Source organism: Kitasatospora sp. NPDC051702, assembly GCF_040681575.1.
Taxonomy (GTDB): domain Bacteria; phylum Actinomycetota; class Actinomycetes; order Streptomycetales; family Streptomycetaceae; genus Kitasatospora.
The window spans coordinates 170,145-189,014 of sequence record NZ_JBFAZB010000006.1; the positions used below are offsets into that span (position 1 = coordinate 170,145).

The 18,870-nt window shown below is 73.8% G+C and carries 16 protein-coding genes, 1 tRNA gene and 1 pseudogene; 5 read left to right on the forward strand and 13 right to left on the reverse strand.

Annotation, left to right across the window (positions count from 1 at the left end; translation table 11 throughout):
* Positions 1–10 precede the first annotated feature (10 nt).
* From AB0N04_RS08320 to AB0N04_RS08350, 7 genes are all read right to left on the reverse strand, one after another.
* Positions 11–802 carry a MerR family transcriptional regulator gene (locus AB0N04_RS08320; RefSeq protein ID WP_360205768.1) on the reverse strand — a complete coding sequence of 264 codons (792 nt, stop codon included), beginning with the start codon at positions 800–802 and terminating at the stop codon, positions 11–13.
* A gap of 121 nt (positions 803–923) precedes the next feature.
* Positions 924–2,084, reverse strand: coding sequence for a hypothetical protein (locus AB0N04_RS08325; RefSeq protein ID WP_360205982.1), 1,161 nt, complete (start codon positions 2,082–2,084; stop codon positions 924–926).
* 214 nt (positions 2,085–2,298) lie between these two features.
* The gene (locus AB0N04_RS08330) at positions 2,299–3,486 is read right to left on the reverse strand and encodes an LPXTG cell wall anchor domain-containing protein (RefSeq protein ID WP_360205770.1); all 1,188 of its coding nucleotides are present in this window, start codon (positions 3,484–3,486) and stop codon (positions 2,299–2,301) included.
* Between the two features lie 438 nt (positions 3,487–3,924).
* Positions 3,925–4,503 (reverse strand): NAD(P)H-dependent oxidoreductase, encoded by a 579-nt coding sequence (locus AB0N04_RS08335; RefSeq protein ID WP_360205773.1) that lies wholly within the window; start codon positions 4,501–4,503, stop codon positions 3,925–3,927.
* A 180-nt stretch (positions 4,504–4,683) separates the two neighbouring features.
* Complete coding sequence (locus tag AB0N04_RS08340; RefSeq protein WP_360205775.1) at positions 4,684–5,568, reverse strand: NAD(P)-dependent oxidoreductase; 885 nt, start codon at positions 5,566–5,568, stop codon at positions 4,684–4,686.
* 125 nt (positions 5,569–5,693) lie between these two features.
* The gene (locus AB0N04_RS08345) at positions 5,694–6,107 is read right to left on the reverse strand and encodes a hypothetical protein (RefSeq protein ID WP_360205778.1); all 414 of its coding nucleotides are present in this window, start codon (positions 6,105–6,107) and stop codon (positions 5,694–5,696) included.
* A gap of 191 nt (positions 6,108–6,298) precedes the next feature.
* Entirely contained in the window at positions 6,299–6,856 is a 558-nt protein-coding gene (locus tag AB0N04_RS08350; RefSeq protein ID WP_360205781.1) for a heme-binding protein, read from the reverse strand.
* A gap of 154 nt (positions 6,857–7,010) precedes the next feature.
* Here AB0N04_RS08350 and AB0N04_RS08355 point away from each other — a divergent pair, with 154 nt between their 5' ends.
* On the forward strand, positions 7,011–8,456 hold the full coding sequence (locus AB0N04_RS08355; RefSeq protein WP_360205783.1) for a sensor histidine kinase: 1,446 nt from the start codon (positions 7,011–7,013) through the stop codon (positions 8,454–8,456).
* A complete protein-coding gene (locus AB0N04_RS08360) occupies positions 8,453–9,094 on the forward strand; it encodes a response regulator transcription factor (protein WP_360205786.1) in 642 nt (213 codons plus the stop codon). The genes AB0N04_RS08355 and AB0N04_RS08360 overlap by 4 nt, the downstream gene beginning before the upstream one ends.
* A gap of 512 nt (positions 9,095–9,606) precedes the next feature.
* Here AB0N04_RS08360 and AB0N04_RS08365 read toward each other — a convergent pair.
* Positions 9,607–10,089, reverse strand: coding sequence for a hypothetical protein (locus AB0N04_RS08365; protein WP_360205789.1), 483 nt, complete (start codon positions 10,087–10,089; stop codon positions 9,607–9,609).
* 374 nt (positions 10,090–10,463) lie between these two features.
* On the opposite strand from AB0N04_RS08365, the gene AB0N04_RS08370 reads away from it, so the two are divergent.
* Positions 10,464–11,246 carry an alpha/beta hydrolase gene (locus AB0N04_RS08370; RefSeq protein ID WP_360205792.1) on the forward strand — a complete coding sequence of 261 codons (783 nt, stop codon included), beginning with the start codon at positions 10,464–10,466 and terminating at the stop codon, positions 11,244–11,246.
* Between the two features lie 108 nt (positions 11,247–11,354).
* Here the strand turns inward: AB0N04_RS08370 and AB0N04_RS08375 are convergent.
* Positions 11,355–11,428: transfer RNA gene (locus tag AB0N04_RS08375), tRNA-Gly, on the reverse strand.
* Between the two features lie 278 nt (positions 11,429–11,706).
* Between AB0N04_RS08375 and AB0N04_RS08380 the strand changes: the two genes are divergently transcribed.
* Both AB0N04_RS08380 and dcd read left to right on the forward strand, forming a co-directional pair.
* The gene (locus AB0N04_RS08380; RefSeq protein WP_360205795.1) at positions 11,707–11,928 is read left to right on the forward strand and encodes a hypothetical protein; all 222 of its coding nucleotides are present in this window, start codon (positions 11,707–11,709) and stop codon (positions 11,926–11,928) included.
* Positions 11,929–12,000: 72 nt separating this feature from the next.
* Positions 12,001–12,576 (forward strand): dCTP deaminase, encoded by a 576-nt coding sequence (gene dcd, locus AB0N04_RS08385; protein ID WP_360205798.1) that lies wholly within the window; start codon positions 12,001–12,003, stop codon positions 12,574–12,576.
* Positions 12,577–12,674: 98 nt separating this feature from the next.
* Here dcd and AB0N04_RS08390 read toward each other — a convergent pair whose 3' ends face one another.
* The 4 genes and pseudogenes from AB0N04_RS08390 to AB0N04_RS08405 form a co-directional block, all read right to left on the reverse strand.
* Entirely contained in the window at positions 12,675–13,565 is an 891-nt protein-coding gene (locus AB0N04_RS08390) for a metal-dependent hydrolase (RefSeq protein ID WP_360205801.1), read from the reverse strand.
* A gap of 168 nt (positions 13,566–13,733) precedes the next feature.
* Entirely contained in the window at positions 13,734–14,765 is a 1,032-nt protein-coding gene (locus AB0N04_RS08395; protein WP_360205804.1) for a Yip1 family protein, read from the reverse strand.
* Between the two features lie 225 nt (positions 14,766–14,990).
* Positions 14,991–16,064: pseudogene (locus AB0N04_RS08400) on the reverse strand (NDP-sugar synthase); the annotation flags it as partial.
* Between the two features lie 308 nt (positions 16,065–16,372).
* A complete protein-coding gene (locus AB0N04_RS08405; protein ID WP_360205806.1) occupies positions 16,373–18,595 on the reverse strand; it encodes a heterodisulfide reductase-related iron-sulfur binding cluster in 2,223 nt (740 codons plus the stop codon).
* Positions 18,596–18,870 lie beyond the last annotated feature (275 nt).

Sequence of the window (18,870 nt, forward strand, 5' to 3'; positions counted from 1 at the left end):
CCGTCCCCCGTCAGGCCTGCTGCTCACCGGACCGCTCGTTGCGGTCCGCGTTGGCGAGGATGGCGTCGCGCAGCCACACGGCCAGGCCCGGCGCCATCGTCTCGTAGGTGGCGGTGAACCGCGGGTCGGCGACGTACATCTCACCGAGGCAGCGGTGCATCCGGTGGCCGCACTCGTAGAAGTTGTCGCTGATGTGCCGGCGGTGCTCCTCGGCGAGGTCCATCGCCACCGTGCCGTCGGCCGGCTCGCCGGCGGTGAGCGCCTCGACCATCCGGGCGTTGAACCCGTCCGCCTCGGCCTTGATCCGCTCCCAGTCGGCCTTGCCGTACTTCGCCGTGCGGCGCTGGGACTCCGCCCAGGCCTCGGTGTCGCCCCAGCGCTGCTCCGCCTCGGTCTCCCAGTCCTCCTGGTAGCCCTCGCCGAAGATCTCGAACTTCTCCTCCGGGGTCAGCTGAATGCCCATCCTGCGTGCCTCCATGGCGTTCTCGACGGCCGCGGCGAGGGCCTGGAGCCGACCGATCCGGTCGGTCAGCAGTCCGTGCTGACGCCGGAGGTGCTCGGTCGGGCTGACCGAGTCGTCGTCCAGGATCGCCGCGATCTCCTCCAGGGGGAACCCGAGCTCGCGGTAGAAGAGGATCTGCTGCAGCCGGTCGAGGTCGGCCTCCCCGTACCGGCGGTAGCCGGCCGGGGTGCGGCCCGCGGGGGACAGCAGACCGATCTCGTCGTAGTGGTGCAGGGTGCGGACCGTCACCTTGGCGATCTTCGCCAGGGCGCCGACCGTGTAGCCGCCGCTGCCGCTCATCAGGGGTGCTCCCTTCCTTTCGACCACCAGCCTCGGCTCTCACGCCGCGTGAGGGTCAAGCCGGTTCCGGCATCGGGCGCGGGGGCGCCCCGGTCCGGCACCCGGGCGCGGGGAGCCCCGGTCAGGCGCCGGCGCCCACCAGGTCGCGCTCGCGCCGCCGGGAGGTGCGGCGGCGCCCCTCCCCGTCCGCCGGCGGGCGCGGGCGGCGGGTCCGCTGGGTGGGCCAGAGCAGCACGTACGCGGCCGAGACCACGACGAAGGCGAGCCGGACGAAGCCGCGGGCCGCGTCGGAGGGGATGAGCAGGGTGCCGCCGTACAACGAGGCCAGCGCGATCCAGCTCCACCACGGCACGAGCCGCTTCTGACCGACCGCGTCCCAGAGCAGGGTGCCGAGCAGGATCGAGGCGGTGTAGTAGGTGTAGACGCTCGGGTCGAGCAGGATCCGGGCGTCCGCGCCGAGCAGCACCACTGCGGGCCAGCGGCCGCGCCAGACCGCGACGGTGCCGAGGCCGATGCCCAGCGCGAACTGGGTCGGGCGGTCCCACCACGGGGTGGCGGGGTCGGTCACCCCGAACCAGCGCAGCGCCGAGGCCGGCTGGTTGGGGATGGTGAACTTGGCCGCCGCGAGGGTGTCCAGGTTGCCCAGGTAGAACGGCAGCCAGGCGATCGCCACCAGCCCGGCGAACCAGATCGCGGTGCGCAGCCAGGCGGGGCGCGGCAGCGCCAGGATCAGCGGGGCGAAGGCGATCGCCCAGGGCTTGGAGTCCACCGCCAGGGCGAGGTAGACGCCGACCATGGTGGGCTTGCCGCGGGCCAGGGCGTGCGCGGCGAGGGTGGTGAAGAACAGCGCCAGGACGTCGTCCAGGTGCGCGAAGCGGACCGAGACCTCGACCCACATCGGGATGAAGGCCAGTCCGGCGATCAGCAGGCGCTGCTGGAGCCGGCGGTGGTTGGTGCCGGTGCCCAGGTAGTACAGGGCGGCGGTGCGGCCGATCAGGACGAGCATCACCAGGCCGAGCGCGGACGCCGCGGCCTCCGCGACGAGCTCGCCGACGTGCGGTGAGAAGGGCGCGGTGAGCCGGGCCGCGGCGAGGCTGACCGGGCCGATCTGCAGCTCCGGGTGGTGGGCGTAGAGCGCCAGCCCGCCGTCCGGCTGGTCGCTGAAGAGCAGCTGCTCACCCTGGCGCAGGTAGTGCCAGGAGAAGCCTCCGCTGGGCTCGACCAGGAAGAACCAGAGCACCGTCCAGGCGACCAGCAGGACGTGGTGCCTGCGCAGTGGCAGTCCCGCGATCCGCCCGGTCGCCGCCTCGTAGTCGGTGGTCGTCCGTGCCGTGCGTGCTCCCCGCACCTGTCCCTCTCCCCGCCGGTTCCGCCCCCCTCCGGCCGGACATCCTATGTGACGGAGGAGTACCGCCCGTGCCGCCCGGAGGTCCGTCGGACGGACTCCGGGCGGCACGGCGGCACTCGGGCGCCACCGCTCGGGCGCGCGGTCGAGGTCAGCCCTGCTGGGCCGACTTGCGGCGGCGGAGCACCACGAGGGTGCCGACACCGGCCAGCAGCACGGCGGCACCGGCGCCGGCGATGGCGGTGGTGTCGTCACCGCCACCGGTCTGGGCCAGGGCCTTGTCGCCGTTGTCGGCGGCGGCCTTGGCCTTGTTGACGGCGGCCGGGGTGAGCGGCGGGGTCTTGACGGTCGGGACGGCCACCGGGAAGTCGATCGGGCCGGCCGTGTCGCCACCGGTGCTGTCGCCCGGGGCGGGGGCGGCGGTCGAGGCGGAGGCGGACGGCGTGCCGGTCGACGGGGTGGTCGGGGTGCCGGTGGTGGTCGCCGTGGCCGTCGCGGTGGGCGTGGCGGTGGCGGTGGCCGTGGCGGTGGCCGTGGGCGAGGTGCTCGCGGTCGGCGAGGTGCTGCCGGTCGGCGAGTGGGTGGCCGTGGGCGAGGTGCTGCCGGTCGGCGAGTGGGTGGCCGTCGGCGAGGTGGTGGCGGTCGGGCTGGGCTTGCCGGTGTGGGTCGGGCTGACGGTCGGGCTGGGCTTGCCACCGCCGCCGGCCTTGATCACGAAGCCGGCGCCCTTGATGCCGTCGCAGCTGAGGTGGCCCTCGTCGACCGGCTGGTGGGTGTCGTCGTCGAGCTCGGCGGAGAACACCACCGGGACGACGCCGGCCCGGCCGAGCGGGGCGTCCGAGGTGAAGGAGACCCGGATCTTGATCGAGAAGGCCTTGCCGCGGTTCACCACGAGCAGGTCGTCGTCGGTGGGGTTGCCGTCCGGGCCGAGGGCGCCGAGCAGGGTGAGGACGGAGTCGTCCTTGTCCTCGCCGGCGTCGGGGGCGGGCGCACCGGTCTGCCACTGGCCACCGGGCATCTGGTACTCGACCTTGAGGTCCTTCGCCTTGAGCGTGCCGGCCTTGTTCTTGAACTTGAGCAGCGGCAGGAAGATGAAGTCGTGCTTCGTCGAGTTGTCGATCTTGAAGGTGAACTCGCGGGCGTCACCGCCGGCGATGAAGGTGCCGGGCACGCCGTTCACCGTCAGGTCCAGGCTCTGGCTGGAGGCCTTGGCCTGCGGGGCGGCGGCCGACGGGGATCCGGTGGTGCCGACGGCCATGGCGCCCTGGGCGCCGGACAGCACGAGCGAGGACGTGAGCGCGGCGGCGCCGGCAAGGGCAAGACTGCGACGTATGGACAAGGGAGACCTCACGGAAGAGTCCGGGCGAGGCCCGGGGCGCGAGGGGCGGCCGAGCATGCCGCAATCCCCCGCGAAGCTTGAAAGTCCGACGGAGATTACCGAACGATCCAGCCACTTCGGAAGGCGGGTGTCACGCCGGGGTCCGCTCAGGGAACAGGCGCGCCCGAATCGTCCAACTACGTCCACACACAAGGCTTTTGGCCTTTACCGAAACATGACGTTGGCTGACGGGTACACGCCCGGAGGACCGTACCGCACGGCCCTGCGCGGCGTGAAGCGACCACGGGTGTGAACATTCCGCGAACACCACCGCGGCGGAGGCCGGCCCCCGGGCCCCGGGAGCGCCGCCCGACGGCGTTCGGGCGACGGGCCGACGACCGGGCCCGGGGCGGCCCGATGACCGACGCGGGGGCGGGCCGGCGACCGGTCCGGGGCCGGTCAGCCGGCGAAGAAGGACTTGGCGGAAACCAGCGCCCGCTCGTCGCGCAGCACGTCCCCCGGCCGGCTGCCGTTGCCGATCAGCGCGCCGCCCCACCGCATCCCCAAGTACTCGGCGGTCAGCCGGAGCGTGCCGACCAGCGGATCGGCCTTGTCGTCCTCGGTCGCAAGGGCGGTGACGGCCCACAGCGTGCCGCCGGCCATGCCCGCGCGGAAGTCCACCCCGGGCGCCCGCAGCCAGGCCGACCAGTGGTCGAGGTAGAGCTTGGCGCTGCTCGGCAGCGAGTACCAGTACAGCGGCGCGACGAAGACCAGGTCGGTGGCGGCCAGGGTGGCCTCCAGCAGCGTCAGTTCGTGGCCGACCGGCTCCGGGTAGCGGCCGTCCCCGGTGTGCCGCAGGTCCTGGAACGGCGGCAGCGGGTGCTCGCTCAGCCGCAGCCAGCGCTGCTCCGCCCCGGCCGGCAGGCTCGCCTCCGCGGCCAGCCGGGCGAGCCGCCCGGAGTTGCCGTCCTCCCGGGCACTGGCGTCGAGGAACAGGAAACTGCGCGGCGCCTCGGCGCCGGCCGGCTGGTCGGCCATCGGAACTCCCCGGTCTGGTGGTGCGGACAGAGGTGCGAGCACGGCCCTCGCGCCGGTTATTCCGCTCCCGCGCCCTGGTGCGCGCTCCCCCGGGCGCCCTCGCCCGAACGCGCTCCGAGCACGTTCCCGGGTGCGGCGGTGCCGAACGGGTGCCGCCGGTCGCCGCCGCCCGCGGGCGCCTCAATCGGACAGGCCGGCCCGGCGGCGGGCGACCTCCGCGACGGCGGACCAGTCCTTGTCGCCGTCGCCGTGGGCCAGGGCGTCCAGGAAGGCGTCCCGCAGGATGCCGCCGAAGGGCAGCGGGACGTGCTGCGCGGCACCGGCCTCCAGCGCGAGGCCGACGTCCTTGAGGCCCAGCGGGAGCCTGAACCCGGCCGGCTCGTAACGGCGTTCGGCGATCATCGCGCCGTACCCGGTGTGCACCGGCCCGGGGAAGAGCGTGGCGGTGAGCATCCCGATCAGGTCACCCGGCCGGACACCGTGGCCCTCGGCCAGCGTGCACGCCTCGGCCATCGACTCGATCGCGCAGGCCAGCAGGAAGTTGGCGCTGATCTTGGCCGCGTTGGCCTGCCGGGGGCGGTCGCCGAAGTGCCAGGTGCGCTCGCCCATCGCGGCGAACAGCGGCTCCGCCCGGGCCAGCAGCTCGGGGGCGCCCGCGGCCAGGACGTTCAGCCGGCCGGCCGCCGCGACCGGGGGCCGGCCGAGCACCGGCGCGGCCAGGTAACCGACGCCGTGCTCGGCGTGCAGCGCCTCGGCGCGTTCGGCGAGCGCCACGGAGACGGTGGCCATGTTGACGTGCAGGGTCGCCGTCGCGCCCGCGAGCAGCCCGGGGTCGAGGAGCAGCCGTTCGACGGCCGCGTCGTCGGCGAGCATGGAGACCACGGTGTCGGCCGCGAACACCTCGGCGAGCGACCCGGCCGGCTCCGCACCCCGGGCGACCAGGGCGGCCACCGGGCCGGGCGAGCGGTTCCACACCCGGACGGCGTGGCCGGCCCGCAGCAGGCTGCCGGCCATCCCCTGCCCCATCGCGCCCAGCCCCACGAAGCCCACCGTCGTCGCGGTCATCGCGCACTCCCCTCGCCGTCCTCACCACGGCGCCCCGCCGTGGACGTCACCACCGCAGCCACGGCGGCCGTCACCGGCGCCGTGCGCGCGGCCGACTGTACGTCAGGAGGACCGGCGGGGAGCGCTCATGCGCAGGCGCGCTCCGGCAACCGGGCGCGGCCGTGCTCCAGCTCGGCGACCACCCGGTGGCGCAGCAGCTCGTACTGGGCCTGGAGCCGGCCGGGGCGGGCCGGGCGGGCGACCGGTCGGCCCGGGCCGACCAGTTCGTCCGGGCCGAACTGCTCCCGGGTGAGGTCGATCTCGACGCCGGTGGCGAAGCGGTTCCACCAGTGGAGGTCCGTCCGGACCCCGCCGACGTGCACCTCGCCCATCATGAGCTCGCCGCCGAGCAGGTCGTGCAGCACCATCGCCGTCACCCCGCACTGGCCGCGGGCGGGATTGTCGGGACGCCAGTGGGCCAGGTCCTCGGGCGCACAGGTGTCGACACCCCAGGAGGAGCGGATCGCACGTTCGATGTCGTTGAGGGTCCACGCCGTCATACCGGGAAGCCTGCCACGCGGCACTGACAGCGGCACCGGCTTTTCAAAGGACCGCTCCGTGTTCTGCGGAGACCGTCTCGATCTTCACTCGAACGGGCAGTTCCCCCCGGGGCCGGGGACGGGCCCGAGCGCGCCGCCCCGGCCGGCGCCCCGCCCCGGCCACCGGGAGCGGGACGACCGGCCGGCGGGCGTCACTTCGCCAGCGCGGCGACGCCGGCCTGGGCGAACTGCTCGTCCAGGTCGCCGCTGGGCGCACCCGCGACACCGATCGCCGCGACCGGCGCGCCCTTCGACTGCACCGGAGCGCCGCCGGCCAGGAACAGCGTGCCCGGGATGTCCTTGAGGGTCGGGGCCTGGGCCAGCCGCTTGGTCAGCTCCGAGGTGGGCGCGTTCCAGGAGACGGCGGTGAACGCCTTGCGCTGCGCCGACTCGGGGGACTGCGGGCCGGCACCGTCGCCCTTGAGCAGGACGCGGGTGACGCCGTCCCGGTCGACGACCGCGACCGAGACGTGCTGGCCGGCCTTGGTCGCCGCGTCCAGGGTGGCCTGGGCGGCGCGGGTGGCGGCGTCCAGGGACAGACCGGTGGTCTGGGCCAGGTTCCGGTTCTGCGTGTCCGCCTTGACCGCGGCCGGGGCGGCCGGCGTCTCGGAGGTCTCGGCGCTGGCCGAAACGGCGCCCACGGTGGCGGCGAGCGCGGCGGCGGCGAGGGTGCCGGTCAGCACCCGGGTGCGCACGGAGATCTTCTTCATGGTCCAGCTCCTCAGCGGATCGGCGTCTGGGGCCGGGCGGTGGGGGTCCGCCCGGCTCCCCTCGATCCTCCGGCCGGGCCCCGCCCCGCCACATCGGCGCTCCGGCGCGACCGCGCGGGCATGATGGAGGACGACGCCGTCAACCGATCGGCTGATGCGGGACCGGGCCCGGCGGGTCACCATCGAGGGATCGGTGCAGGTCGGCGCGGTGACCGGCCCGCCGGCCGGTCGGTGCGCCAGCCCGGCCGGGCACCCCGACCGCCCGCCCAGCCAGGAGCCACCCGTGCGACGACCCCGCCCCGCGACCGGCCGCCCCGCCGCCGGCCGCGACACCGGCGACCCGGACGCGGGACGCCTGGCGGTGCTGCTCGACTCGGCCTTCCTGCTCCTGCTCGCCGCCTCGCTCAGCCGCTACCTCTCCCACCACCACGGCAACCCCCGGATCCCCTGGGTGATCGGGCTGAGCGCCGCACTGGCCGTCGTCCAGCCGGCCGGCTCCTGGCTCGCGCACCACCGCCCGCCCGCCCCGGGTGCCCGGCCGCGGTCGTGGCCGCTGGTGGCCGTGCTCGCGCTGTGGGTGGTCCTGGTGCTGCTCGCGCCGAGCTTCGCCTGGTGCGCCGTCCCGCTCGTCTACACCGTGCTGCGGGCCCTGCCGGCACGGGCCGCGATCCCGCTGGTGGCGGCGCTGACCCTGCTGGTGGTGATCGCCGAGATCCGGCTCTCGGACGGGGCGGACGCCACCCTCGTCCTGCTGCCGCCCACAGTGGCGGCGCTCGCCACCGGCGTCTTCCTGTTCATGGCCCGGCAGGCCGCCCGGCAGCGCGCCCTGATCGCCGACCTGGTGCACACCCGGCGCGAACTCGCCGCCACCGAACGGCGGGAGGGCACCCTCGCGGAGCGCGAGCGGCTGGCGATGGAGATCCACGACACCCTGGCGCAGGGCCTGTCCAGCCAGCAGATGCTGCTCCAGGCCGCCGAACGCACCTGGGACACCGAGCCGGTGACCGCCCGCACCCACGTCCGGACCGCCGCCCGGGTGGCGGCCCGCAACCTGGCCGAGGCGCGCCGTTTCGTCCACGACCTCGCACCGGCCGAACTCGCCGACGGCCGCCCGCTCGACGGGGCGCTGCGGGCCCTGGCCGACCGGGAGGAGGCCGAGAGCGGCCTGCCGGTCCGCTTCCACCTGGACGGCCCGCCCGTGCCGCTGCCCGCCGCCGTGCAGTCCGCGCTGCTGCGGATCGCCCAGGGCGCGCTGGCCAACGTCCGGGAGCACGCCGGGGCGTCGACCGCGGCGATCACGCTGTCGTTCCTCGGCGACCAGGCCGTCCTGGACGTCGCCGACGACGGCCGCGGCTTCGACCCGGCGACGACCGGCGCGGTCGGCACGGCCGGCACGGCGGGCACCACCGGCACGTCCGGCACGGCGGGCACCACCGGCACGTCCGGGACACCCGGCTCGACCGGGACGTCCGACGGCCGCGGGTACGGGCTGTCGGCGATGCGCGCCCGGCTGCGCCAGCTCGGTGGGACGCTGACCGTGGAGAGCACCCCCGGCGAGGGCACTGTGGTCTCCGCCGCGATCCCCCTGGAGCCCCGATGAGCACCGCCCCCGACTCCCCCGTCCGGCTGCTGGTCTGCGACGACCACGCCGTGGTGCGCGCCGGCCTGCTGGCACTGCTCGCCAGCGCGGGCGACATCGAGGTCGTCGGCGAGGCCAGCACCGGCGAGGAGGCCGTCGCGCTGGCCGCCGCGCTGGCGCCCCAGGTGGTGCTGATGGACCTCCAACTCGGCGACGGCATCGACGGGGTCGAGGCCACCCGGCGGATCACCACGGCCGGCGGCGGACCGCACGTCCTGGTGCTCACCACCTACGACACCGACGCCGACATCACCCGGGCGATCGCCGCCGGCGCCACCGGCTACCTGCTGAAGGCCGAGCGGCCCGAGGAGCTGTTCGCCGCCGTGCACGCCGCGGCCCGGGGCCGGACGGTGCTCTCGCCGCCGGTCGCGTCCCGCGTGATGGCGCAGATGCGGGCGCCCGCACCGCAGTTGACCGAGCGTGAGCAGGACATCCTGGCGCAGCTGGCGCAGGGGCTGGGCAACCGGGAGATCGCCCGGGCGCTGTTCATCAGCGAGGCCACGGTGAAGACCCATCTGGGCCGGATCTACGACAAGTTGGGCGTGGACACCCGGGCCGGCGCGGTGGCGGTGGCCAAGGAGCGCCGGCTGCTGCGCTGAACCGGGCGCCCACCCCGCCGGAGGGGCCGCGGCACTGCCCCGCCCCCGTCCGTCGAGCCTTCGGGCCACCGGCTGCGCTCAGCGCTCACGCGGTGTCCCTCCGTGCTGCCGTGATGCACGGAATGTCGGGTTCCACTGCCATGTCCATCGACGGTGCCGCCCGCCGCGGCGTGCGCCCCGGGGCCGCCCGGGCCCTCCGAGGCCCTCGATCCGCTGGTCCGAGCCCTGCAGCCGCGCTCGAACCGACCATCACGTTTGTGGATGTTTCGTGGATCCGGGTATTGACAAACCAACCACGCGGTTTGTTAGCTTGAGATCAACGACGTCCCCGGGGGTGGGGGCTCGCCGGGGCCTGTGCAGGGCGCTCTCGCCGGAGGGTGCTGCCAGGGGGGAAACGGCGGGGCTGCCGGGGAGTCGGGGGGAGCGGCCGCGCCGAAGCCGTGCGACGAGGCGGTGCGGAGCGGGTCCGGGGGGACTCGCTCCGCGCCTCCCCCTTCCCTTCGGGCTCCCGCTCAGAACATCGCGCTCCAGTGCGGGCAGCAGACGTCCGGCAGCGGCACCGGGGCACGCCCGGCGGCCTGCGGCGGCGACGGCAGCCGCTCCGAGCGGAGCACCCCGGGCGAGCCCGCGGTGAGCCCGACCTCGCCCAACTCGCCGAAGCGCAGCACCAGTCGGTAGCAGTCCGAGGTGACGGCGGTGACGCCCGGGCGGTCCCGCCCGGCGTTCAGCGAGGTGATCGTCCAGCCGCGCCGGCGCCAGTGTCGCTCCACCACGTCCACCAGCACCGCCCGGCGGGCCGCCGAGACGACGGTGCGGACGTCCCTCCCCCGGGTGACGTACCAGTGCAGGTCCGGGTCCTGCCCCGGGAGCGGCAGCCGCGCTCCGGCCCTCGGCGCGGCCGGCTCCCAGACCAGCGCCGGCCGGACGGCGTCCAGGGTGTCCTGGAGCAGCGCCTCGCAGCGCTCCGCGGCGTCGAGTTGATCGATCGTCGCCATCCTGACGGGGGGCCCGAGGGGCGACGTGACCGGCACGCGGTCCTGACACCCGACCGGTAATCCGACGTTCAGTTCGGCACCACCTGACTGCACTGGGCCCTCCGCGCTCCTCCCGGCTTCCGGGCCGGGCTGGGATTCCATCACTGCTTGGACGGTGACCGTGGACGGACAGTTCCACTCTCACCATTCCCTCACCCTCCGCCGCGCCCCGGGGCGCCGGCATCACCGCGAAGCAAAGTGCACTGCACGGTGCAGTTGAATCAATGATCTGCACCGTGTAGTTTACTTCTTGTCGCCAGGGACCGGCAGGACCGGGCCGACAGCGCCGAACCACCCGCCGGTCCCCACCAGGACCTCCTCGAAAGGACCCAGCCATGCCCACCATCACCGTCGGTACCGCCCGCATCCCCTACCGCGTCGTCGGCGACGGCCCCGACACCCTCGTCCTGGTGCACGGCACCGGCCCCGGCTCGGGCATGTGGGACGGCCTGCTGGACGCCTTCACCGACCGCTACACCGTGCTGCTGCCCGACCTCTCCGGCAGCGAGGCCGCCGAGGACGACGGCGCCGAGCTCACCCTGGAGACCCTCGCCGCCCAGGTCAACGCCGTCATCGACGACGCCGGCCGCGGCCCCGCCGACGTCTTCGGTTTCTCCCTCGGCGCCGTCGTCGCCACCGCGGCGGCCGCCCTGCGCCCCGACCAGGTCCGCCGCCTGGTCGCCGCCGCCGGCTGGATCAGCGCCGAACAGGACGAGTACATGCGGCTGTCCATGGCCACCTGGCTGTCGCTCGCCGACCACCCCGACGCTTTCGGCGGCTACGCCACCCTCACCGCCTTCAGCGGCGGCTTCCTCAACCGCATCGGCCGCGAGGCCGTCGAGGCCAACACCGCCTACATGCGGCCGACCCCCGGCACCCTGCGCCACATCGCCCTGGACCTCAGCCTGGACCTCACCCCGCTGCTGCCCCGCGTCGAGGCCCCCGCCCTGGTGATCGGCTGCACCCGGGACGCCACCGTCCCGGTCGGGAACGCCCGCCGCCTCCACGCGGCCCTGCCCACCAGCGAGTACGCCGAGTTCGACACCGGCCACATCGTCCTCGCCGAGGAGACCGAGGCCTTCACCAAGACCGTCCGCGCCTTCCTCGACACCCCCTGACCACGCCGCCGCCCCGGCGGGATCCCGCCGGCACCGCACGGGGACGCCGCCGACACCCCGCCGGGGCAACAGAAAAGCCGCAGGTCACCTGACCTGCGGCTTTTTCAGTGGAGCGGGCGACGAGAATCGAACTCGCGCTCTAAGCTTGGGAAGCTCATGTTCTACCATTAAACTACGCCCGCCTGACGAGCCGTCATAGACCGCTCGATCCAGCATCACTGTACCCCATCCGTGACCCTCGCCGCACAGGCCTCCCGGGGACGTGGCGGAGCGCGGCCGGGGGCGCGCGGAGGCGTACTGTGTGGGCCGCGTAGGAGTGCTCCGGCGGGTGGGGTCGGGGCGGCGAGCCACGGTGTGGAATGTCCGGAACATCCCCTAATGTGACGCTGTCCCGGGGCCTTGGGCCACCGGGGCGCGATGAGTACGGGTGAGTACTGGGTTAGGGATGGGAAGGGGACCGATGGAGCAGCGCGCCGTCGTTCGTTGTGCCGAGGGGCACCTGTTCAGCACCACCACGTTCCCGATGCAGAACCTCGGACCCGGCCGGCTCGGGCCCGGGCGGCTGATCCGCTGTCCGCAGTGCGGACGGCTCCGGAGCTCGGTGCTGGCCGACGTGCGGGAGCTGTCGGCGCCGCAACTGGCGCAGGCCCTGCGGCTGGAGGCCGCGGAGTTCCTGGCCTGACGGTCGGCGTGAGGACGGAACGGGCCCCGGGCGGATTCGTCCGGGGCCCCGTCGTGCACGTAACCTCGAAGCGTGCTGCTCTCTGACAAGGACATCCGGACCGAAATCGACCTGGGCCGGGTCGTCATCGACCCGTTCGACCCGTCGATGATCCAGCCGTCGAGCATCGACGTGCGCCTCGACCGCTTCTTCCGCGTGTTCGAGAACCACCGCTACCCGCACATCGACCCCTCCGAGGAGCAGCCGGACCTGACCCGGCTGGTCGAGCCCGAGGGCGACGAGGCGTTCATCCTGCACCCCGGCGAGTTCGTGCTGGCCTCGACCTACGAGGTCATCACGCTGCCCGAGGACGTGGCGTCCCGGCTGGAGGGCAAGTCGAGCCTGGGCCGGCTGGGCCTGCTGACGCACTCCACGGCCGGCTTCATCGACCCCGGCTTCAGCGGGCACGTGACGCTGGAGCTGTCCAACGTCGCGACGCTGCCGATCAAGCTGTACCCGGGCATGAAGATCGGGCAGCTCTGCCTGTTCCGGCTCTCCTCGCCCTCGGAGCACCCGTACGGCTCGGAGCGCTACGGCTCGCGCTACCAGGGCCAGCGCGGCCCGACTCCGTCCCGCTCGTACCTGAACTTCCACCGCACCCGGGTCTGACCGGCCCGACCGGAACAGCACGCGCGACAACGGGCGGCCGCCCCTCGACTGACGAGGGGCGGCCGCCCGCGGCGTTCCCGGGCCGGGCCCGGTGGCGGTCAGGCCCGCTTCGGCCTGGTGACGGCGACCAGCTCGGTGCCGTCCTCGGAGAGCCGCAGCTCGGTGCGGAGCTCGGCCAGCTCGCCGAGGTGGTGCAGGTGGGTGCCGCCGCAGAAGATCTGCGCGCCGCCCTCGGGCAGCTCGCAGTGCCACTGGCGGCGGGCGGTCAGCTCGGGGCCGGGGACCTCGATGCGGACCGGGGCGTCGGCGGCGACCCAGGTGGCGAGCCGGGCGTTGACGGCCTCGGTGAGGGCGGGCAGGGCGTCGGCGAGGGCGGGCAGCTCCTCGGTGGCGTCCGCCGTGAAGCCCTTCTTCTTGAGCGACTTGCCGAGCCGGTAGGTGTCGGTGCTGGCCTCGGTGTCCATCACCGAGGTGGCCATCGCGAGGCTGTCGAAGTCGGGGTGGCCGAGGGCGTCGGAGCGGCCCGGGTCCTTGCGCCAGCGCGGAGCGAGGGCCTCGTTGAGGGCCAGGGCGAGCAGGTGGCAGCCGCTGTGCGAGGCGCTGAGCGCGGCCCGGCGGCCGGCGTCGACGGTGAGCACCGCGGTGCGTCCGACGAGGTCGCCCGGGTCGGTCGCGAGGACGTGCAGGACCAGCCAGGACCACTCCTCGTCGCCGCGCCGGACCGGGATGTCGGCACCGACCAGCGGCGCGCCGCCGTCCGGGCCGACGGCGCCGGTGAGGCAGTCGACGACGGCCAGCTCGGTGCCGTCCACGGCGAGGGTGCCGAGGTCGGCGGGCTGGTCGGGCCAGGTGTGGTCGAGCGGGTGGAACGGGGTGGCCGCGGTGACCACGGCGTACCGGCCGTCGGCCAGCGGGTGCACCGCGAGCACCGGGGACTCGCCGGTCACCGCCCCGGCCGGGAAGCTGACGTGGGTGGTGGGGAGGGTCATTCCTGGCTCCGGTACGTGAACGACGGGGGTGGACGGGCCCGGTACGACCCGGGGCCCGTCCACCATTGTGCCGTCCGGGGCGCGGCGGCATGATCGCGCACCCCGGTCCGGGGCCGGCCCCGGACCGGTGCCGCGGCGCCGGGCGGCCCGGCACCGGGGCGGGCGGGCTCAGCCCAGCGTCGGCAGCTTGATCAGCACCAGCAGCGCGAGCAGCTGCACCGCCGCGGCGGCCGCCGCCTTGCCCCAGGGGAGGTCGTGCACCCGCCGGACCATGCTGCTCAGCAGGAACGCGCAGAGCGCCCAGGTGGCCCATCCGGCGACCTGGACCACCACGCTGCCCGAGGGCAGCACCAGGTCGAGCAGCAGCCGGGGGGCGTCGGTCAGCCAGCCGATCAGGGCGGCCAGACCGACGGTGGACTTCCAGGGGCCGTCGCCGCCGAGCTGGCGGGCCAGCGCGTAGGTGACCGCGCCGAAGACCGCGCCGGCCAGGGTGAAGCCGATCGCGGCGGCGAGGATGCCGGTCAGGGCTACGGTGAAGGTCGAGTTGACGATGTCGTCGTGGGTCAGGCCGATGCCGAGGACCGCGAGGGCGCCGTAGAGCATCGACACCGTCAGGGCGGGCAGCCAGACCTGGTGGTCGCGGGTGCGGTCGAAGGTCGCGCCCGGGGCGCGGAAGACGCCGACGAGCAGCTCGCGCCAGTGCGGGCGGGGGCCGGAGACGTGCGGGGCGGACTGGCCGCCGGCCCGGTAGACGGTGACGTTGTCCTGGTTGTACGGGGGCTGCTGCCCGGCGCCGTGGCCCTCCTGGCCGTAGCCGCCGGGGTGGTAGCCGCCCTGGTCGTAGCCCTGGTCGCCCTGGCCGTAGCCCTGCTGCGGCGGGCCCGGTTGCCCGGGGTACCCGCCCTGGTCGTAGTACCCCTGGTGGGGCTCCTGCGGGTACGGGTCACCGGCCGGGAAGGCCCGGGTGCTGCCGGGCCGGTCGGCGGCGTACGGGTCGTACCCGCCGCCCTGCGGACCGGGCGCGCCGAAGCCCCCCGGTGTTCCGTCGGCTCCCCCGGCCGCCCCCCGGTGCGGGGCCGTGAAGTACTCCGGCCCGTCCGTCCCCCCGTGCCCCCCGGGTGCCCCCGCCGGCGGCGGAGGGGGCGCCCACCCGCCGTGGGGGTCGGCGCCCTGACCGCTGTCGTATCGATTACCAGCCACGGTCCGACGGTACCCGTCCGGCCCGGTCCGCGTACGCCCGGTTCGCAGCCGGGGCCGGTTTGCAGCGAGTCTGAGACGAACGGGTCCGGAATGCCGGCCGCACCCGGGCGCCCGGGCTGCGCGCCGCGGGTGCCGGGTCCGGTCCGGGTCCTACCGCTGTGCGGTGACCGAGGGGCCGTGCACGGCGGCGGCGGCCGCGGTGCCGGCCGGGCAGCCGCCCGGGCCGGCCGAGGTGCGGACCGCGCCGACCGGCAGCAGGGTGCCGCAGGCGATCCGGATGCCGTTCGGCAGCTCGTTGTCGGACTCGACGATCGCGCCGTCGCCGATCACCGCGCCGTCCAGCGCCGAGCGGGCGCCGACGGTGGCGAAGGCGCCCACGATGGAGTCCTTGACCAGGGTGTCCGGGCCGATCACCGCGCCCGGGAGGATCACGCTGCCCTCGACGATCGCGCCGGGCTCGACCACGGCGTCCTCGGAGACGACGGTGCCGCCGCTGAGCACCGCGCCCGGGTGGACGGTGGCGCCGGGCAGCAGCAGGGCGTCGCCGGTCGGCCCGGGGACGGCCGGGGAGTCGACCTTGCCGAGCACCAGGTCGGCGGAGCCGCGGACGAACGCGGCCGGGGTGCCGAGGTCCAGCCAGTAGGAGGTGTCGACGACGCCGCGCAGCAGCGCGCCGGTGGCCAGCAGCTCCGGGAAGGTCTCGCGCTCCACGGAGACCTCCCGGCCGGCCGGGATGCGGTCGATGACGGACCGGGTGAAGACGTAGCAGCCGGCGTTGATCTGGTCGGTGACGATCTGCTCCGGCGTCTCCGGCTTCTCCAGGAACTCCAGCACCCGCCCGTTCGCGTCGGTCGGCACCAGGCCGAAGGCGCGCGGGTCCTCGACCCGGGTGAGGTGCAGGGTGACGTCGGCCCCGGCGGCCACGTGGCCGTCGCGCAGGGCGGCGATGTCGACGCCGGAGAGGATGTCGCCGTTGAAGACCAGGACGGGCTCGTCGGGGCCGCAGGTCAGCCCGGAGGCGGCGTTGCGGATGGCGCCGCCGGTGCCCAGCGGCTCGCGCTCGGTCAGGTAGACCAGCTCGATGCCGTACGGCGTGCCGTCCTGGAAGTGGTCCTCGAAGACCTCGGCCAGGTAGGAGGTGGCCAGCACGACGCGGGTGACGCCGGCGGCGGCCGCGCGGGCCAGCTGGTGCGCGATGAAGGGGACGCCCGCCACCGGCAGCATGGGCTTGGGGGTGTGGGTGGTCAGCGGACGCAGTCGCGTGCCCTTACCACCGACCAGCATGATCGCCTCGGTCATGGTCTGCGCTGTTCCCCTTGTGCTCTCCGCGGCCCGGCCCGGCGGGCCGATACCTCCGTCGGTGGTCTGGACCCGTCCGGCGGTCCGGAACGGGTCGACCGGCACGGGGCCGGTCTGGCGCCTACTGTATTTCCTTCCAACGGGGACGCAGTCAGGCGGCCGTGCGATTGGCACCACTCCCCTACGAGTCCTGCCCTCCGCGCGCTCCGCCGCGCACCCCCGATCGGCGCCAAAAGCCCGGCCCGGCGGGCGCTCTCGCGACGCCCCCCGGGCCGGGCAGTTGTTGCAGAACTGTCGAACAGGGGACGCTACGCGTCCACCGTCGCGGGCTCCTCGGCCTCGGTCGGCGGGGTGGCCTTCACCGAGTCGAGCAGCAGCTGGGCGACGTCGACCACCTTCAGGTGCTCCTTGGCCGCGCCCTCGTTCTTCTTGCCGTTGACCGAGTCGGAGAGCATCACCAGGCAGAACGGGCAGGCGGTGGAGACGATGTCGGGGTTGAGCGACAGCGCCTCGTCCACGCGCTCGGTGTTGATCCGCTTGCCGATGCGCTCCTCCATCCACATCCGGGCGCCGCCGGCGCCGCAGCAGAAGCCGCGCTCCTTGTGGCGGTGCATCTCCTGCTGGCGCAGACCGGGGACCTTGTCCATGATCTCGCGCGGCGGGCTGTAGACCTTGTTGTGGCGGCCCAGGTAGCAGGGGTCGTGGTAGGTGATCAGGCCCTCGACCGGGTTGACCGGGACGAGCTTGCCCTCGTCGATCAGGTGCTGCAGCAGCTGGGTGTGGTGGATGACCTCGAAGTGGCCGCCCAGCTGCGGGTACTCGTTGGCGATGGTGTTGAAGCAGTGCGGGCAGGTGGCGACGATCCGCTTGACCGGGGCGTCCTCCAGGGCCGCGTTCAGCGTCTCGACGTTCTGGGCGCCGAGCATCTGGAAGAGGAACTCGTTGCCCAGGCGGCGGGCGGAGTCACCGGTGCAGGACTCCTCCTTGCCGAGGATGGCGAACTTCACGCCCGCGGTGTGCAGCAGCTCGGCGAAGGCCTTGGTGGTCTTCTTGGCCCGGTCCTCCAGGGCGCCGGCGCAGCCGACCCAGTAGAGGTACTCGACCTCGGCGGGGTCGATGTCCTCGCCGATCACCGGCACCTCGATGCCGGTCTCCTTCTTGAGCTCCTTCACCCAGTCCAGGCGGGCCTTGGTGGCCATGCCCCACGGGTTGCCCTTGTTCTCCAGGTTCTTGAGCATCGTCCCGGCCTCGGTCGGGAACGAGGACTCGATCATCACCTGGTAGCGGCGCATGTCGACGATGTGGTCGATGTGCTCGATGTCCACCGGGCACTGCTCGACGCAGGCGCCGCAGGTGGTGCAGGACCAGAGGACGTCCGGGTCGATGACGCCGTTCTCCTCGGCGGTGCCGATCAGCGGGCGCTCGGCCTCGGCCAGGGCCGCCGCGGGGACGTCGGCGAGCTGCTCGGGGGTGGCCTTCTCCTCGCCCTCCATGTCCTTGCCGCCGCCGGCGAGCAGGTAGGGGGCCTTGCCGAAGGCGTGCTCGCGCAGGCTCATGATCAGCAGCTTGGGCGAGAGCGGCTTGCCAGTGTTCCAGGCGGGGCACTGCGACTGGCAGCGGCCGCACTCGGTGCAGGTCGAGAAGTCGAGGATGCCCTTCCAGGAGAAGTGCTCGACCTGGGAGACGCCGAAGACGGCGTCGTCGGCCGGGTCCTCGAAGTCGATCGGCTGGCCGCCGCTGGTCATCGGGCGCAGGGCGCCGAGCGCGGTGCCGCCGTCCTCCTCGCGCTTGAAGTAGATGTTGAAGAAGGCGAGGAAGCGGTGCCAGGCCACGCCCATCGAGGGGTTGAGGCCGATGGTGGTCGCCCACGCGAAGGAGATGCAGATCTTCAGCATCGCGAAGAGGTAGACCAGGTTGGCCAGCGTGCCGTGGGCGACGCCGTCGAAGGCGGCGGCGATCGGGTACGAGACCAGGTACGCGGGGTCGTAGGAGTCGACGCCGGCCAGGGCGCCCTCCAGGCCGCGCAGCATCAGGATGCAGATGCCGATGCCGAGGATCGTGTACTCGACGTAGAAGGCCTGCCAGGCGATGGAGCCGGCGAAGCGCGACTTGCGGCCGGCCCGGGAGGGCAGGCTGAGCAGCCGGATCACGATCAGGGTGGCGATGCCCAGGGTGGTCAGGGTGCCGACCAGCTCGACGAAGATCTCCCACGGCAGCCAGTGGCCGATGATCGGGAGCGCGAACTCGGCGTCGAAGAGCTGGCCGAAGGCGTTGACCACGGTGAGGACGAGGCTGAAGAAGCCGACCGCCACGAACCAGTGGGCGATGCCGACGATCCCCCAGCGGTTCATCCTGGTGTGGCCGACGAACTCGACGGCGACGGTCTTCGCCCGCTGGGCGGGCTGCCCGAAGCGGGTGGAGTCCGCCTGACCGGTCCGCACCACCTTGAAGATGTACAACGCCGCACGGGCGGCGAGCGCGGTGCCGATCACGAACGTGACCAGCGAGATGACGATCGCTGCTAGCTGCATCGGCTCTCCGTCTCCTGCGGCTTGCTGTTGAGCAGTCTCTGTGGTTCTGAAGTAAGTGTACTCGTCGGTAACTTGCCGGGCCGACGGCCCGGACAATACCGCCCACCCACAGTCCTCCAGAAGGTTCTCAAGCTATGGCGGCAGTCACGTAACCCCACGCCCGCCACATCCGCCCGCCGGCCGCACCGCAGGACAGGGCTCAGCAAAGTTGAGCCACCCGGACTCATACCTGTTGACGCGACCCGTCGGGTCATGCATCCTTGAGCCCGTAAAGC

Coding starts and splice junctions, on each gene's coding strand:
- AB0N04_RS08320 (WP_360205768.1), bottom strand. CDS start 802: ATGAGCGGCAGCGGCGGCTACACGGTCGGCGCCCTGGCGAAGATCGCC.
- AB0N04_RS08335 (WP_360205773.1), bottom strand. CDS start 4,503: ATGGCCGACCAGCCGGCCGGCGCCGAGGCGCCGCGCAGTTTCCTGTTC.
- AB0N04_RS08340 (WP_360205775.1), bottom strand. CDS start 5,568: ATGACCGCGACGACGGTGGGCTTCGTGGGGCTGGGCGCGATGGGGCAG.
- AB0N04_RS08345 (WP_360205778.1), bottom strand. CDS start 6,107: ATGACGGCGTGGACCCTCAACGACATCGAACGTGCGATCCGCTCCTCC.
- AB0N04_RS08350 (WP_360205781.1), bottom strand. CDS start 6,856: ATGAAGAAGATCTCCGTGCGCACCCGGGTGCTGACCGGCACCCTCGCC.
- AB0N04_RS08355 (WP_360205783.1), top strand. CDS start 7,011: ATGCGGGACCGGGCCCGGCGGGTCACCATCGAGGGATCGGTGCAGGTC.
- AB0N04_RS08360 (WP_360205786.1), top strand. CDS start 8,453: ATGAGCACCGCCCCCGACTCCCCCGTCCGGCTGCTGGTCTGCGACGAC.
- AB0N04_RS08365 (WP_360205789.1), bottom strand. CDS start 10,089: ATGGCGACGATCGATCAACTCGACGCCGCGGAGCGCTGCGAGGCGCTG.
- AB0N04_RS08370 (WP_360205792.1), top strand. CDS start 10,464: ATGCCCACCATCACCGTCGGTACCGCCCGCATCCCCTACCGCGTCGTC.
- AB0N04_RS08380 (WP_360205795.1), top strand. CDS start 11,707: ATGGAGCAGCGCGCCGTCGTTCGTTGTGCCGAGGGGCACCTGTTCAGC.
- AB0N04_RS08390 (WP_360205801.1), bottom strand. CDS start 13,565: ATGACCCTCCCCACCACCCACGTCAGCTTCCCGGCCGGGGCGGTGACC.
- AB0N04_RS08405 (WP_360205806.1), bottom strand. CDS start 18,595: ATGCAGCTAGCAGCGATCGTCATCTCGCTGGTCACGTTCGTGATCGGC.